This is a genomic window from candidate division WOR-3 bacterium (assembly GCA_039804165.1).
Lineage (GTDB): Bacteria > Hydrothermota > UBA3072 > UBA3072 > UBA3072 > JAFGHJ01.
Map to the genome: position 1 here is coordinate 46,020 of JBDRZZ010000005.1, position 13,976 is coordinate 59,995.

Annotated in this window: 15 protein-coding genes; 1 reads left to right on the forward strand and 14 read right to left on the reverse strand. The window is 32.4% G+C overall.

Annotated elements, in window-relative coordinates; translation table 11 throughout:
- Positions 1 to 25: 25 nt before the first annotated feature.
- Positions 26 to 283, forward strand: a complete 258-nt coding sequence (gene rpsT, locus ABIN61_03380) for a 30S ribosomal protein S20 (GenBank protein MEO0293248.1) — start codon at positions 26 to 28, stop codon at positions 281 to 283.
- Here the strand turns inward: rpsT and ABIN61_03385 are convergent.
- The 14 genes from ABIN61_03385 to aroF form a co-directional block, all read right to left on the reverse strand.
- The gene (locus ABIN61_03385; GenBank protein MEO0293249.1) at positions 270 to 995 is read right to left on the reverse strand and encodes a ComF family protein; all 726 of its coding nucleotides are present in this window, start codon (positions 993 to 995) and stop codon (positions 270 to 272) included. The genes rpsT and ABIN61_03385 overlap by 14 nt on opposite strands.
- Complete coding sequence (locus ABIN61_03390; GenBank protein ID MEO0293250.1) at positions 979 to 2,172, reverse strand: FtsW/RodA/SpoVE family cell cycle protein; 1,194 nt, start codon at positions 2,170 to 2,172, stop codon at positions 979 to 981. Before ABIN61_03390 ends, ABIN61_03385 begins: the two co-directional genes overlap by 17 nt.
- On the reverse strand, positions 2,165 to 3,673 hold the full coding sequence (locus ABIN61_03395; protein MEO0293251.1) for a DHH family phosphoesterase: 1,509 nt from the start codon (positions 3,671 to 3,673) through the stop codon (positions 2,165 to 2,167). Before ABIN61_03395 ends, ABIN61_03390 begins: the two co-directional genes overlap by 8 nt.
- Positions 3,670 to 4,353, reverse strand: a complete 684-nt coding sequence (locus ABIN61_03400; protein ID MEO0293252.1) for a segregation/condensation protein A — start codon at positions 4,351 to 4,353, stop codon at positions 3,670 to 3,672. The genes ABIN61_03395 and ABIN61_03400 overlap by 4 nt, the downstream gene beginning before the upstream one ends.
- Positions 4,350 to 5,951, reverse strand: a complete 1,602-nt coding sequence (locus ABIN61_03405) for a Na/Pi symporter (protein ID MEO0293253.1) — start codon at positions 5,949 to 5,951, stop codon at positions 4,350 to 4,352. Before ABIN61_03405 ends, ABIN61_03400 begins: the two co-directional genes overlap by 4 nt.
- Entirely contained in the window at positions 5,948 to 6,523 is a 576-nt protein-coding gene (locus ABIN61_03410; GenBank protein ID MEO0293254.1) for an energy transducer TonB, read from the reverse strand. Before ABIN61_03410 ends, ABIN61_03405 begins: the two co-directional genes overlap by 4 nt.
- Entirely contained in the window at positions 6,520 to 6,912 is a 393-nt protein-coding gene (locus tag ABIN61_03415; GenBank protein ID MEO0293255.1) for a biopolymer transporter ExbD, read from the reverse strand. Before ABIN61_03415 ends, ABIN61_03410 begins: the two co-directional genes overlap by 4 nt.
- A gap of 3 nt (positions 6,913 to 6,915) precedes the next feature.
- Complete coding sequence (locus ABIN61_03420; protein ID MEO0293256.1) at positions 6,916 to 7,503, reverse strand: MotA/TolQ/ExbB proton channel family protein; 588 nt, start codon at positions 7,501 to 7,503, stop codon at positions 6,916 to 6,918.
- Positions 7,504 to 7,605: 102 nt separating this feature from the next.
- Positions 7,606 to 8,874, reverse strand: coding sequence for a histidinol dehydrogenase (gene hisD / locus ABIN61_03425; GenBank protein MEO0293257.1), 1,269 nt, complete (start codon positions 8,872 to 8,874; stop codon positions 7,606 to 7,608).
- A 1-nt stretch (position 8,875) separates the two neighbouring features.
- On the reverse strand, positions 8,876 to 9,448 hold the full coding sequence (locus tag ABIN61_03430; protein MEO0293258.1) for an aminodeoxychorismate/anthranilate synthase component II: 573 nt from the start codon (positions 9,446 to 9,448) through the stop codon (positions 8,876 to 8,878).
- Positions 9,445 to 10,854 carry an anthranilate synthase component I gene (trpE, locus tag ABIN61_03435; protein ID MEO0293259.1) on the reverse strand — a complete coding sequence of 470 codons (1,410 nt, stop codon included), beginning with the start codon at positions 10,852 to 10,854 and terminating at the stop codon, positions 9,445 to 9,447. The genes ABIN61_03430 and trpE overlap by 4 nt, the downstream gene beginning before the upstream one ends.
- Positions 10,823 to 12,130 carry a 3-phosphoshikimate 1-carboxyvinyltransferase gene (aroA, locus tag ABIN61_03440; GenBank protein MEO0293260.1) on the reverse strand — a complete coding sequence of 436 codons (1,308 nt, stop codon included), beginning with the start codon at positions 12,128 to 12,130 and terminating at the stop codon, positions 10,823 to 10,825. Before aroA ends, trpE begins: the two co-directional genes overlap by 32 nt.
- Before the next feature lie 2 nt (positions 12,131 to 12,132).
- Positions 12,133 to 12,954 (reverse strand): prephenate dehydratase, encoded by an 822-nt coding sequence (pheA, locus tag ABIN61_03445; protein MEO0293261.1) that lies wholly within the window; start codon positions 12,952 to 12,954, stop codon positions 12,133 to 12,135.
- Positions 12,951 to 13,967 (reverse strand): 3-deoxy-7-phosphoheptulonate synthase, encoded by a 1,017-nt coding sequence (gene aroF, locus ABIN61_03450; GenBank protein ID MEO0293262.1) that lies wholly within the window; start codon positions 13,965 to 13,967, stop codon positions 12,951 to 12,953. The genes pheA and aroF overlap by 4 nt, the downstream gene beginning before the upstream one ends.
- Positions 13,968 to 13,976 lie beyond the last annotated feature (9 nt).

A 13,976-nucleotide genomic window follows, 5' to 3' on the forward strand; every position in this document is an offset into this window, starting at 1 on the left:
TTTATTTAAAAATGGAGGTTTCTTAATGCCGAATACGAAATCAGCTAAGAAAAGAGTAAGAATATCAGAAGAGAGAAGGAGAAGAAATAAGGGTGTTAAGACCCGAATCAAAAATATTGGAAGGAAAATAAGAGAAGAGAAAGATCCTGAAAAAGCGAAAGAGTTACTAAAATTAGCTTATTCGGTGATAGATAAAGCTGTTAAAAAGGGTGTCCTTCATAGAAATACTGCGGCACGGAAGAAGTCAAAGTTATCTAAGGTAGTCCAGCTTAAGGCGATATAGCAAGGACAAGCCCATATACCTTTTTGAAACCTACTTCTTTTAATTTCTTAGCACATTCATTTAAAGTGCTTCCTGTTGTTAAAACGTCATCTATTATGATGATGCTTTTTCCTTTTTCTAATTTTAATTTTTTTAATTCTTTTTCCTTTATTTTATAAGCTTCTTTTACATTATTTATTCTTTTTTCTTCTGGTAGTTTTGTTTGAGAGGGTATGTTAGAAGCCTTATATAATAATTCTACACATTTTAAGGAAGAAATCTTTGCAAATTCCTTTGCAAGAAGCTCACTTTGATTGTATCCCCTTTCTCTTGTTTCTGCTCTTCTCATTGGCACCCAGGTTAGATAATCTATTTTCCCTAAGTGAGAATGAGCGAGATAAGAGGAGTATAGTTTTCTTGCAAGTTTGGAAGAAAGGACCGGTCTATTTTTGTATTTATAAATTTTTATTATTTCCGAAAAAGGAAAAACATAATTTCCTGAGCTAATTAAAAAATCGAAAGATGGTCTTTCTCTTCTACAAAATTTACATGTTTTTCCGTTTTTTATAGGTCTTCCACAAAATTTGCATTTCTTTGATGAAATGAAATAAACTTTATCGAAGCATCTTTGACAAATAACCTCTCTTTTTTTTAATTCATTATTGCATATCATACATAAAGGTGGGAATATAAAATTTTCTAAATCTTTGAATATTTTAAACAACTGAATCACTTTTAACCAAGGTTAAAAGAGAAATAGAAATGGTTGAAATTAAAAGAGAACTTCCACCATAGCTTAAAAAAGGAAGGGGTAAACCCACAACTGGTAAAAGTCCCACAGTCATTGCAATATTTATTATTACTTGGGATGAAAAATAGAAGAAAATTCCATAAGCAAGGTATTTGCTAAATGGCTTTTCAGCTTGTTGGGCGATGTAAAGAATACGGAGGAGAAACAAAGTAAATATTATAATTACAGCAAAAGTGCCTATAAATCCAAATTCTTCTCCTAAAACAGAAAAAATGAAGTCTGTTCTTGTTTGGGGGAGAAATCCAAGATTTTTAATTACTCCGTTTAAATATCCTTTTCCCCAAAGACCTCCAGAACCTATGGAGATTTTTGATTGAAGTAGTTGCCACCCTGCACCGGTGGGATCCTTAGAGGGATTTAAAAAATTGAGAAGTCTTGCTTTTTGATATGGTTTTAGAAATTTTGTGATAACAGGTGCAGATGCACCTACTCCTGTATTAAAAAGAAAAATCAAAATAGAAGACTTTAAATCTAATTTTGCCAATAATATTGTTGTAATAAGTAGGATCATAAATAGAATCCAAGAAATTAGATGGAATCCGCACAAAATGGAAATTAGAGGCGAAAGGAGTAGGATATAAAGAGGGATGGTTATATTTATAGTCCATATTAAGCCTAAAAATGTGAAGAGAAAAATGGCTGATGTGCCGATATCTGGTTCTATAAAAACAAGAAATGTTGGGATACCAGCAACTATAATGGGTAATCTTAGATCTTTAATATTTACTTTTTTATCTTCAAACTCTGAAAGTATTTTTGCGATAAAGATTATGAAGAAAATTTTCATCAACTCGGAAGGTTGAAATTGAAAACCTCTCATTCTTATCCACCTTCCATCACTATTTGGCAGAAAAATTACAATAATTAAGAGAAATAAGCCTATTAAATATAAGAATAAAGAAATTTCTTTTAACCTGTGTAAGGATAAAAAGAGAAGGAGTGGGCTTAACAATAAAGAGATTCCAACCCAAATTAAATGGTTTTTAAAGAAAATAGGATTTTTTGGATAATTTGCTGTATATTGGAGTAAAATTCCAATACTTACCAGTAATAAAAAAAGAATTAGTAAATTTTTATCAAACTTTATCTCTTTAAACATTTTCCCATCCTTTTAATATAATTTTCTCAGGATAAATTTCTAAATATGCGTTTATTTTCATAGAAGCTGGAGGTATTTCTCTTATTTCTGTAATAAGAATAGAGGCTTTTTCATTGGAAAGAAAAGAAGAATTTCCCTCGTTAAAGTAGTTTACATTCCTAATTAAGAAAATTGGAAAATAATTTCCAATTCCAAAAGGCTCCATTTTTTTTATCAATTTTTGTAAATCAGGAGTTATTTCTTCAAGTTTGAGTTCTACAGTAGGTGGCTTCTCTTTTTTATATTCTTTAAGAAGGAGTTCCATTTTTTCTTTAAATTCTTCTATATTTTCTCTTTCTAAAGTGAAGCCACAAGCCGATTTATGCCCTCCATAGTCAATCAATAAATATTCTAATTTTTTGAGAAGAGAAAGTAAGTCAGAATCGCTTGGGCCTCTACATTCACCTCTAATTGATGAACCTGTAGAGTAAATTACTACAACAGGGGCTTTACAGAAATCCTTAGCTCTATTTGCCAGTCCACTTGCTATCTTATAATTGAGGTTTTTTCTAAATACAACTCTTTTTCCATTTTCCAATTCTTCCTTTATTGCCAAGAATTCCTCTCGCACATTTTTATCCCAAGCTTTATAGTTAGATTTTAAGATTCCATAAATTCTATCTGCTTCTTCTATTGAATCCGCAGAGAAAAACTTAAATATAAGATTACTTTTTCCTGAAGAGATGGGTTTTAATTCGTTCAAAATGTCATTCTTATTTGAGAATAAAGAAAAAGGGGGTTTCTTTGCTTCTTTTAATAATTTCAATCCTTCACAATATAAAATTCTATTCTCATCCACTAAAGGAACTTTATCTACAATTGTTCCTATAAAAGCAAGAATTGGAATCTCAGGGATTTTTTTTGTCCAAGTTTTGGCTTTTTCTCCTTTATATTCATAATAAATACAATCCGCAAATTTAAAAGCCACCCCAGCTCCGGCAAGATTCTTGTAACCAAAAGGTAAAAATTTTGGATTTAGAAAAGGAACTTTTGGTATTTTTTCTTTTAATTCGTGGTGATCTGTTATTATTACTTCCATCCCTTTACTTTTTAGATACTCTACTTCTTCAAAGCTATCTGTCCCAGAATCAACTGTTATTATTAAATCTATTCCTTGCTCTTGAGCTTTGTCAATTCCCCCTTTGGATAGACCATAGCCTTCTTTTTCTCTATTCGGAATATAATAGGAAACTTCAATATCAAATAAGTCTTTAAAAAGAAATTTCATAATTAAAGTAGAAGTTATACCGTCGATATCTTCGTCTCCCCATATAAGTATTCTTTTCCCCTTTTTTATAAATTCTTTTACCATTTCTATTTCGGGTTTTAAAATTTCATAACAAGGACGGAGGTGATCAAAGGATGGATTTATAAATCTTTCTAGTGTCTCATCATCATATACTTCTCTTTTTCTCAAGAGTTCTTTAATACCCTCTGATAAATTGTCAAATTTTATATTCATTTCCTTTCAATTATTATATCATCAAATGGTTCTTTTTGAAAAACTTTTGCCTTACCCCTTTTTATTACTTCAAGAAGAGCAAAAAATAGTCCAATTTTTTCTTCCTTTTTGGTATCTTCTATAAGACTTGAGAAGAGAAATCTTTTAAACCTTTTTAGGGTATTTGTTATTTTCTCAATAAGATTATCTATATGAAATAGAATCGTTGCAGGTGGATTAAATGAGGATTTCTTTTTTATCTCTTTTAAGAGGGAATTTAACTCCTCAATTGAAATAGGAATTTCTTTCTCTACATTTACCAAAGGTCTTCCAAACATCGTATTTGCAATTTTTAATTTTTCCCCTAAATAAATTCCTGCTTCTTTGAATTTTTTGTATTTAGAAAGTTTCTCGATCAAGGATTCCTTTGTTTCGAAATCTTCTTCAGATTCTTCTCTTTTCTCTTCATAAGAGAGTTCTTTTGCTTTTATCGAGAGAAGAGTAGCAGCATATCTTATAAAATCTCCAGCACCATCAAAGTCTATTTTTTGAAGATCTTTTACAAAGAGTAAGTATTCCCTTGTTATACGGGAAAGAGAAATATCTCGAATGGAGACTTCTTGCTTTTTTACAAGATAAAGTAATAAGTCAAGGGGACCTTCAAATTCTTCGCAAAAAACCTGATAACTTTCAGTGATCATAATTGACCCAATATTACTTTTGCAATATTATAAATATGATAATTTATTCTATCAAAATCATTCAATAAATCAAGATGTAGAGCACTTGTATCTATGCTTTCTTTTTTTCCTTCTTTTAGACGGTTTATGTGACTTTCTTTATAATTCTTTAAGAGTTCTTGAGTCTTTTCTTGTGAAAGAAGGAGCTTTTTTGCTATATTTTTGTCCATCTTAGAGAGTGCGTTTTCTACCTCTTTTATATTTAAAAGAGTCATTTTATAGCACTCTTTTATTTCTTTAAATCCCTCTTTTGAAAAATAGTAAGCCCATTTTATTTTCTTTTCTGCGCTTCTCATAATACTTTTACTAATTAGGTCTCCTATATGCTCAATCTCATTTTGTATTTTGAGAATTGTTACGCATTTATTACTTTCTTTAACTGATAGTTCTTCTCCAAGGAGTTTGGAGGTGTAGGCGATTAGTTCTTCTTGATTTTTGTCAATTATGTTGTCTTTAGAAATTATAAGTCTTCTCAATGGATCGTTATTTTTTTCTAAAACTTCTAATGATTCTTCGAGCATACTTCTTGTTATCTCAATGGATTCCTTAAGAACCTCATAGGATTTTGAGATTGCCACTGGAGAAGAGGAGAGGTAAAGAGGATCAAGTTTTAGCTTGGATTTCTCTTCCCCAAAAATCTTCTTTAAAAAAGCTCCAAGAGGGAAACATAGAGGGATTAGAAATATTCCCCAAGAATTTACAAGTGTATGGAAATTGGCAATTTCTCTTCCAGTAGGAATTAAGTTTTTGGGAAAGAAAAGCATATAGGAGGATAGAAGCACAAAGAGAAGTTTTAGAAAGAAGTAGCCTACCCCCATTGCCTTTCCGGAAGAAGAAGAAAATCTTGTAGAGCTAAGCAGGATTGAGAAAGTTGTTCCGATATTTATTCCAAGAATTATAGGTATAACTTTTGATAAGTCTAAGATTCCTGCAAAAGCAATGAGTAATCCAAGAGCTCCTGCACTTGAATATAGCAAAAAGGTGAGGAATGCAGAAAAAGAGAAAAGCAAAACAGGGTTGATTTTTACAGCAAATAAATCCTTAAGAGGTTGAATGTTTTCTCTTATTAACCAGATAGAAAAAAATATTAAACCAAAACCAAATAGAATTCTTCCAAGATAACTCCATTTTTTCTTAGATTGCCATAGAATGAAACCTAAAAGAACAATAAATGGGCTATATTGAATTATTTCTGTTGCTATAATTTGGACTGTAAAAGTAGAACCAAGAGCTGCTCCTAAAAGTATAATAAGGGAAGTGGATAGTTCTATAAGAGAGGATTCAAGTAAGCTAAGTAACATTACACCTGTTAGGGTACTAGATTCAAATAAAATTGCAAGAATTATTCCTGAAGTATAAGCGAGAATTGGATTTTTTGTTGTTTTCCAGAGCATTTGTCTTATTTTTTCACCACTTAATCGGGAAAAACCTTTATTTGTATGATCAAGACCTGTTAAGATGAGAATTATTCCTATTATTACAGATAACATAAATTTTATTAAATTTTCTCTTTGAACCTGAAATTGAGTATTAAAAAATATTGTAATCGAGAAACTCATCTTATTTCAAAGTATATTGTCACAATTCCTTTTTGATTTTCTTGGGGAAGAGTAGGAGAAAGAGGTTGAAATTCCCATTCTTGGACCGCTTCAATTGCGCTTTTATCAAATGAAAGACCTCCTGTCTTTATAACTTTAATGCTTTTGATTTTTCCTTCTGGTGTTACTTCTATTTCCAATTTTACTTCAGTATTTTCATTTTCATCTTTAGGATATTTCGGATTTTCAAAATGGATTAATTTCCTTTTCGAGAGTTCTCCAGAAATTCTATACCCACTACTTTTTCCCTTTTCTTCTATTTCTCCTTCTTTATAAGGAGGTTTTAGAAGAGGAGACAAACCTTTTTTAGGTTTATTTTCTATTATGGGGAGATCTCCAATGGAAGAAAAAACATCTTCTGCTCCACCTACTTCCCGATTTACTTCTCTTTCTTCTATTTCTTCTGTTTCAAAGCCAAGAGTTAAGATTTCTCCTCCTAAGGGTTTAAGTTTAAAAGTAATAACGGAGAGAAGAAGGATTAAAGTTGAATATGTTAAGATAGTTAATGTTAGAGAGGTTAATTTTGTTTTCACTCTAATTTTGGGGTTGTGGCTATTACAAGTTTGCTTGCGCCACTTCTTCTGACCATTTCCATTACTTTTACAGCCATCTCTATAGGGAGTTCACGATCTGCTTTTATTAAGATTATCTTTTCTATATCATCTTTAAGCAAATATGGAAGGTTAGAAATTTGGACTGGGTTTTCTCCAAGATAAACGGCCCCACTTTTTGTTATCGTTATTATTACTTTTTCTTCACTTACAGCTTCCTTTGTAGTCGTTCTTGGAAGATGAACTTGAATTCCAGGTTGAATTATATAAGTGGAAGTAAGGAGGAAGAAAACAAGAAGCAATAAGACAATATCTGCTATAGAGATTATGGGGAATACAGAGATTCTTTTAAATCTTGAGTTCATTTCCATTTGTTACTCCAAGAATATTGATATTTCGGAGATTGCTTTATTTATATCTCTTAGAATAGAATTCATTTTATCGGATAACCCATTATAGATTAGGATAAACAAAATTCCAACTGGTAACCCTGCTGCAGTGGTAACAAGAGCCTCCCAAATTCCTCCTGCAAGATTGGAAGGGTTCACACTTCCTCCTAAGATTTCAATTTGCATAAACGCCTTTATCATTCCTAAAACGGTTCCAAGAAAGCCGAGCATAGGAGCTATGGATCCCATTGAAGCTATAACTCCGAGGCCATTTTCCAAATTCTTTAGCTCTTCAGATGCGGTTGCAAACATAGATTCTTTTTTCCCTGAGATAATTCCTTTTGCTATTACTCTTGTTACAGGAACATCATAATTTTTGGATTCTTTAACTGCCTCTTCTATGTTTTTCTCCTTTAGCCAAGCACAAATTTTTTTTAGCAAGTTATCGATTGAGATTTGACTTTTTTTATAGTAAAGGAATCTCTCAATAGAGAAGTAAATTCCTACAAAAAGGGTAATTCCTATGGGGATCATTGTCCATCCGCCTTTTATTAGAATCTCCATTAAACTCATTTCTCCTCCTTTTAATTTTTTATATTTTATTTAAAATCTCTTCCAAAGTCAAGTTTATTTCATTGGAGAAAAATTTTAAAAAGAAATAAGTTTATTTTGTGATTACCGAGAGTACCTAATCTTTATTGAGTTCTTATGGGCAGATAGTCCCTCAATTTCTGCGAGTTTTTCAGCTATTGGTCCTATTTCTTTGAATCCTTCTTTTGTTACTCTTAATGTCGTTTGGAGTTTCAAAAAATCTTTAACACCAAGACCTCCTGTGTATTTGGAAGCAGTATTTGTGGGTAAAGTGTGATTAAGTCCACTTGAGTAATCTCCAAGAGCTTCAACAGAATATTTTCCAATAAATAAAGAGCCGTAGTTCCTAAGCTTATTTAAAACATTTTTTGGATTTTTTATGTGTAATTCTAAATGTTCCGGAGCCATTTTATTTGCAAAGATAATTCCTTCCTCCATATTTTCTAAGAGAACTATGAGCCCTTTATTTTCTATGGATACTCTTGCTATTTCTTTTGTTTGAAGATTTTCTATTTGTTTATTTATTTCCTTTATTACTTTGGATGCAAGTTCTTTAGAAGTTGTGGCAAGGATTGGGAATGCTTCCTTATCGTGTTCGGCTTGGGATAGTAAATCCATAGCTATTAGTTCTGGTTCTCCACTTTCATCTGCAATTATCATTATTTCTGTTGGTCCTGCTATGAAGTCTATCCCTACATCTCCGAAAACTTCCTTTTTTGCAGATGCTACATATTTGCTTCCTGGACCGACTATTTTATCAACTTTTTTAATGCTTTCAGTTCCATAAGCTAAGGCTGCAATTGCTTGGATTCCTCCTATTTTGTAGATTTCTTTTATTTTGAGAAAATAAGCAGTTGCTAAAATTAAAGGGTGAATACTATTTTCAAATCTTGGAGGGGAGACTACGGCTATTTCAGATACTCCGGCTACTTGAGCAGGTATTGCACACATAATCAAGGTAGAAACCAAGGGGAAATTCCCACTCGGGACATAAATTCCTATTCTTTCAATCGGAATTACTCTTTGTCCTGTAAATACACCTTTTTGAATTTCAAATTCGAAATCTTTAAATTGCTCTTTTTGCTTTTCTGAAAATTTTTTTATATTTTTAGCTGCTTTTTCTATTGCTTTTAAATCTTCTTTTTTTGCTTTTCTATAAGCATTTTCTATTTCTGATTGACTAACTTTTATTTCCTTTAGAGAGACTTTATCATATTTTTTTGTATATTTTATAAGAGCTTTATCTCCTTTTTCTTTTATTTCTTTAATTATCTTTTGAATAAACCTTTTATCTTCAATTTTTTTATATTCAAAAAAATCTTCTTTTATTTCCCTATATTTTATAATCTTCATTTTATATTTCTCTTTCTTTAATAAAATTTTTTAATATATTCATCCCTACCTCAGTTAAGATTGACTCAGGATGGAATTGAATTCCTTCAATGTTATATTTTTTGTGTCTTATTCCCATAACTATGTTGTCTTCTGTCCATGCTGAAAGTTCAAAACAGCTTGGAAGGCTATCCCTTTCTACTATTAAAGAATGATAACGAGTGGCAACAAAAGGATTTTCAATATTTTCAAAAATTGTTTTTCCATCATGATAAATTATAGAAGTTTTCCCATGGAGAATTTTCTCAGCTCTTTTAACTTTTCCTCCAAAGACTTCTCCAATTACCTGATGCCCAAGGCAAACACCCAAAATAGGAATTTTTCCTTTAAAATGGAGAACGACTTCTGGGCTTATTCCTGAATCTTTTGGGGTTCCTGGGCCTGGTGAGATAATTATGGTTGTTGGGTTCATTTTCTCTATTTCCTCAATAGAAATTTTATCGTTTCTTTTTACTTTAATTTTTGCTCCTAATTCTCCCAAATATTGAGCGAGATTATAAACAAAGGAATCGTAATTGTCTATTAAGAGAATCATTGGGAAAAATCGATTGCTCTTTTTAAAGCGCTCATTTTGTTAATTGTCTCTTTATATTCGAGTTCAGGAATTGAATCTGCAACTACTCCACCTCCTGCTTGGATATATAACATTCCTTTGTATATTACAATTGTCCTTATGGCAATACAAAGATCCATATTTCCTGCGAAACCAAAATACCCTAATGCTCCCGCATAAATTCCTCTTCTTACTGGTTCTAATTCATCAATTATTTCCATTGCTCTTATCTTTGGTGCGCCAGAAACAGTTCCTGCCGGAAATGTTGCTGCCACAAGATCAAAAGCATCTTTATCAGAAAGGAGGTTCCCATTAACCACAGAAATAATGTGCATAACCTGAGCGTATTTTTCAATTCGCATGAATTCTGAAACCTTAACACTTCCAAATTCACAAACTCTTCCAATGTCATTTCTTGCAAGGTCAACAAGCATCACGTGTTCTGCTAATTCTTTCTCGTCATTTAATAATTCTTTTTCTAAGAGTTTGTCCTCCTCTTCTGTATTACCCCTTCTCCTTGTTCCTGCAATTGGGTTGCTTGTCACAAGACCTCCTGGTTCAAGCTTTATTAAAGTTTCTGGAGAAGACCCAAGAATGAATAAATCATTGAACCTGAGGTAATACATATAAGGCGAAGGGTTTGTAATCCTGAGAGCTTTGTATATATTCATTGGATCTTTTTTTATTGGAGCTTTAAATCTCTGAGAGGGAACAACCTGGAATATATCTCCTTTATAAATATATTCTTTTGCCTTTTTCACCATCTCGCAATATTCTTCTTTTGTAAAATTTCCAATAAGTTCTATTGGTTCTCCTTCTTTTATTTTATATTCTTTTTCTTCTGCCCCTTTTATAATTTTTACCAGTTCTTCTATTCTTTTGTTTTCTTCTTCCTCATCATTTGTGCTGTAGAGTATTATGTCCACAGTATCATTTTTATGACTAAAGAGGATTATTTCCGAAGGGAACATAAAATAAGTTTCAGGAGCTTTTATCTCGTCAGGATTTTTATCCGGTATTTCTTCAAAAAATCTAACTGTGTCATAGGAAAGATAACCCACTGCTCCTCCTGAGAAACCAGGAATGTATGGATAGTTGGTTACTATAGAGATAAGTTCTCTAATTTTATTAAGAGGGTTTCCCTTTTCTTTATATTTTTTTCCATAAACTTCAATTTCTATGTCTTCTTTATAACTTTTTAATATAATAAAAGGTCTTCCACCTAAAAGAGAATATTCCCCTCTTTTTTTGAGGTGAACAATTGACTCATAAATAAAACTATAAGGATCTTCTTTATAAATTCTTTCAAACACTGCCTCAGGAGAAGATTTTGCTTTTATTTTCTTATGTATAAACTTAATTTTTTTCGACAATATTGTTTTTACCACTAATCCTCCTGAGTGTCCGGATAAACTCAGGGAAGGAAACATTGATACACTCTGCTTCCAAGATTGTTGTTTCTCCTTCTGCTAAAAGACCGCCAATTGCTAATGTCATTCCAATTCTATGATCTCCAAAGCTTTCACAAATATTTCCTTTTAGTTTTACTGGTCCTTCTACTATAAAACCATCTTCTTTTTCTTCAATTTTTGCTCCTAATTTTCTTAATCCCTCTGTTATTGTATGAATTCTATCGCTCTCTTTTACTCTAAGTTCCTTAGCGTCCCTTACAATTGTTTTCCCCTTCGCCTGGGTTCCTGCAAGAGCAAGGATAGGAAGTTCATCTATTAGTTTTGGTATAATATCTCCTCCAATTTCTATTCCTTTTAAACTGCTGCCTTTTATAAGTATATCAGCTACTGGCTCATTACAAATCTCTTTTTTGTTTAAGATAGAAATCTGGGCGCCCATTTTTTTTAGAATTTCAATGATTCCTGTTCTCGTTGGATTTATTCCAACTTGTTCAATTAAGAGTTCTGAATCTTCTTGGCAAGATGCAAGAACAATGAAAAAAGCCGCTGAGGAAATATCTCCTGGGATAAAAACCTCTTGAGCGTTTAGCTTATTTTTTTCTTTTAAGATTATCTTATTGCCCTTAAATTCTACTTTTGCCCCAAATAAATTTAACATTCTTTCTGTATGATCTCTACTTTGAGTAGGCTCTTCTATTATTGTATTTCCCCTAGCATAAAGGGAAGCGATCAATAAAGAAGATTTCACTTGTGCGCTTGGAATAGGTAACTTATAGTCTATTCCTTTTAACTTCGTCCCTTTTATTGCAAGAGGTGCATATTCATCGTTATTTCTCCCATATATTATAGCTCCCATCCTTCTAAGAGGCTCAACAATTCTTTTCATAGGACGGCTGAGGAGGGATTTATCTCCTGTAAGAATAGAGAAGAAATCTTGTCCTGCTAAAAGACCTGCGATTAATCTCATAGATGTTCCTGAATTTCTGCAGTCTAAAATATTAGATGGTTCAGCTAATCCGGTAAGCCCTTTTCCTTCTATTTCTAATACTTTATTATCTTCTTTAATCTGAACTCCAAGCTCTTTCATAATTTCTAAGGTGGAGTAACAATCTTCGCATGTTGAATAATTTCTTAGAATTGTTTTCCCTTCAGCGATTGATCCAATTATTAAACCACGATGAGTTATTGACTTATCTCCACTTACTCTTATTTTGCCTTTTATCTTGGGAGATTTTGATAAAATGAGTTTCACTTTTAGTCCTTTACAAGATAACTTCCTAAAATTTTCATATAAGTTACGACTTCTTTTAAAGTCTCTACAGCATGGCTACAATTTTCATTTTCAAGACTTCCCCTAAAATCTATATAGAAGAGATAATCGTATGGTTTTCCAAAGGTAGCTCTAGATTCTAATTTGGTCAGGTCTATATTTCTCAAGGCAAAAATGCTTAGGCAGCGAAACAAGATTCCGGGTTCGTTTTTTACTCCAAATACAAGCATTGTTCTTGCATTTTCTCCTGAGTAGACTTCTTTTTTCTTTGATATTATAAGAAATCTTGTAAAATTATGAGGATGATTTTCAATTCCACTTTTTAATTTTTTAAAGCCGTAAAGTTTTGCCACTTGAGGTCCTGCTATAATCGCTACATCTTTTCTCTTTTCCTCTTTTACAATTTTTGCTGCGCCTGCGGTATCGTAAACTGAGACCACTTTATATTCAGGATGTGAAGAAAGAAATTCTCTGCATTGAGCCAAAGCTTCAGGATGAGACCAAACTTCTTTTATATTTTCTAACTTTATTCCTTTAGGAGCCAATAGATTATGGACTATTTTTTGCTTCACTTCCCCAATCACCCAAACATCAAACTCAAGAAGTAAATCATAGTTTTGGTGAAGACTCCCTGTAAGGGAATTTTCCACAGGAACAATTCCATATGTATCTTTTTCTTTTTGAACTCTTTCAAAAATTTCTCTGAATGTTTTAACCCCAATTCTTTTCACCTCCTTAGGGAAGAATTTATAGGAGGCAACTTCGCTATTACAACCTGGTTCTCCTTGATATATTACCTTTTTCATAGTTCTCTCCCTACAACTTTCGCTATTTTTCTTAAATCTTCCATTAATTCCTGAAAGGTAAGAGGAGTGATTGATTGTTTACCATCTGAAAGTGCGTGGGAAGGATCTGGGTGAACCTCTATAATTAATCCGTCAGCCCCAGCTGCAATTGCAGCTCTTGCTAAGGAGGGAACATATCTACTATCTCCAGCAGGATGGCTTGGATCTACAACAATTGGTAAGTGAGAAAGATTTTTTATTACTGGGATTGTACTTATGTCAAGAGTATAACGAGTATAGGTTTCAAAAGTTCTTATCCCTCTTTCGCATAAAATTACGTTTGGATTTCCTTCCGCTTGAATATATTCAGCTGACATAAGCCATTCTTCAATTGTAGCAGATATACCTCTTTTTAAAAGAACAGGTTTGTTAAACCTTCCAACTGTTTTTAGCAGCTGGAAATTTTGCATATTTCTAGCTCCAATTTGAAGGATATCTGCGTATTTTGCAACAAGTGGGACGTCAACTTCTGAAAGAACTTCAGTTATTATGAGAAGACCCGTTTTTTCCCGTGCTTTCCCCAATATTTTTAGTCCCTTTTCTCCTAGCCCCTGAAAACTGTAAGGGGAGGTTCTTGGTTTAAAAGCACCTCCTCTTAAGATCTTTCCTCCTGCTTTTTTAACTTCTTGTGCTACTTTCAAAACAATTTCTTCTGATTCCACAGCGCAAGGACCAGCCATAACAACGATTTCTTTCCCTCCAATTGAAACCCCATCTATTTTTACAATTGTATCTTCAGGATGAAATTCTCTACTTCCAAGTTTAAAAGGACTTAAAATTGGAGTAATCTTTTCTACGCCTGGAAGAGGTTCAATTGCAAGAATAATCCTTTCTCTATCGGTTGCTCCAATTACATGAATTACAGTTTTTTTTACCCCTTTAAAAACTTTTGTATCATAACCAAGCTCTTTTATTTTTGCCCTTACTTGGTTTATATCTTCTTTTGTTGCAGTTGAGCTCATCGTTATTACCATATTATTTCC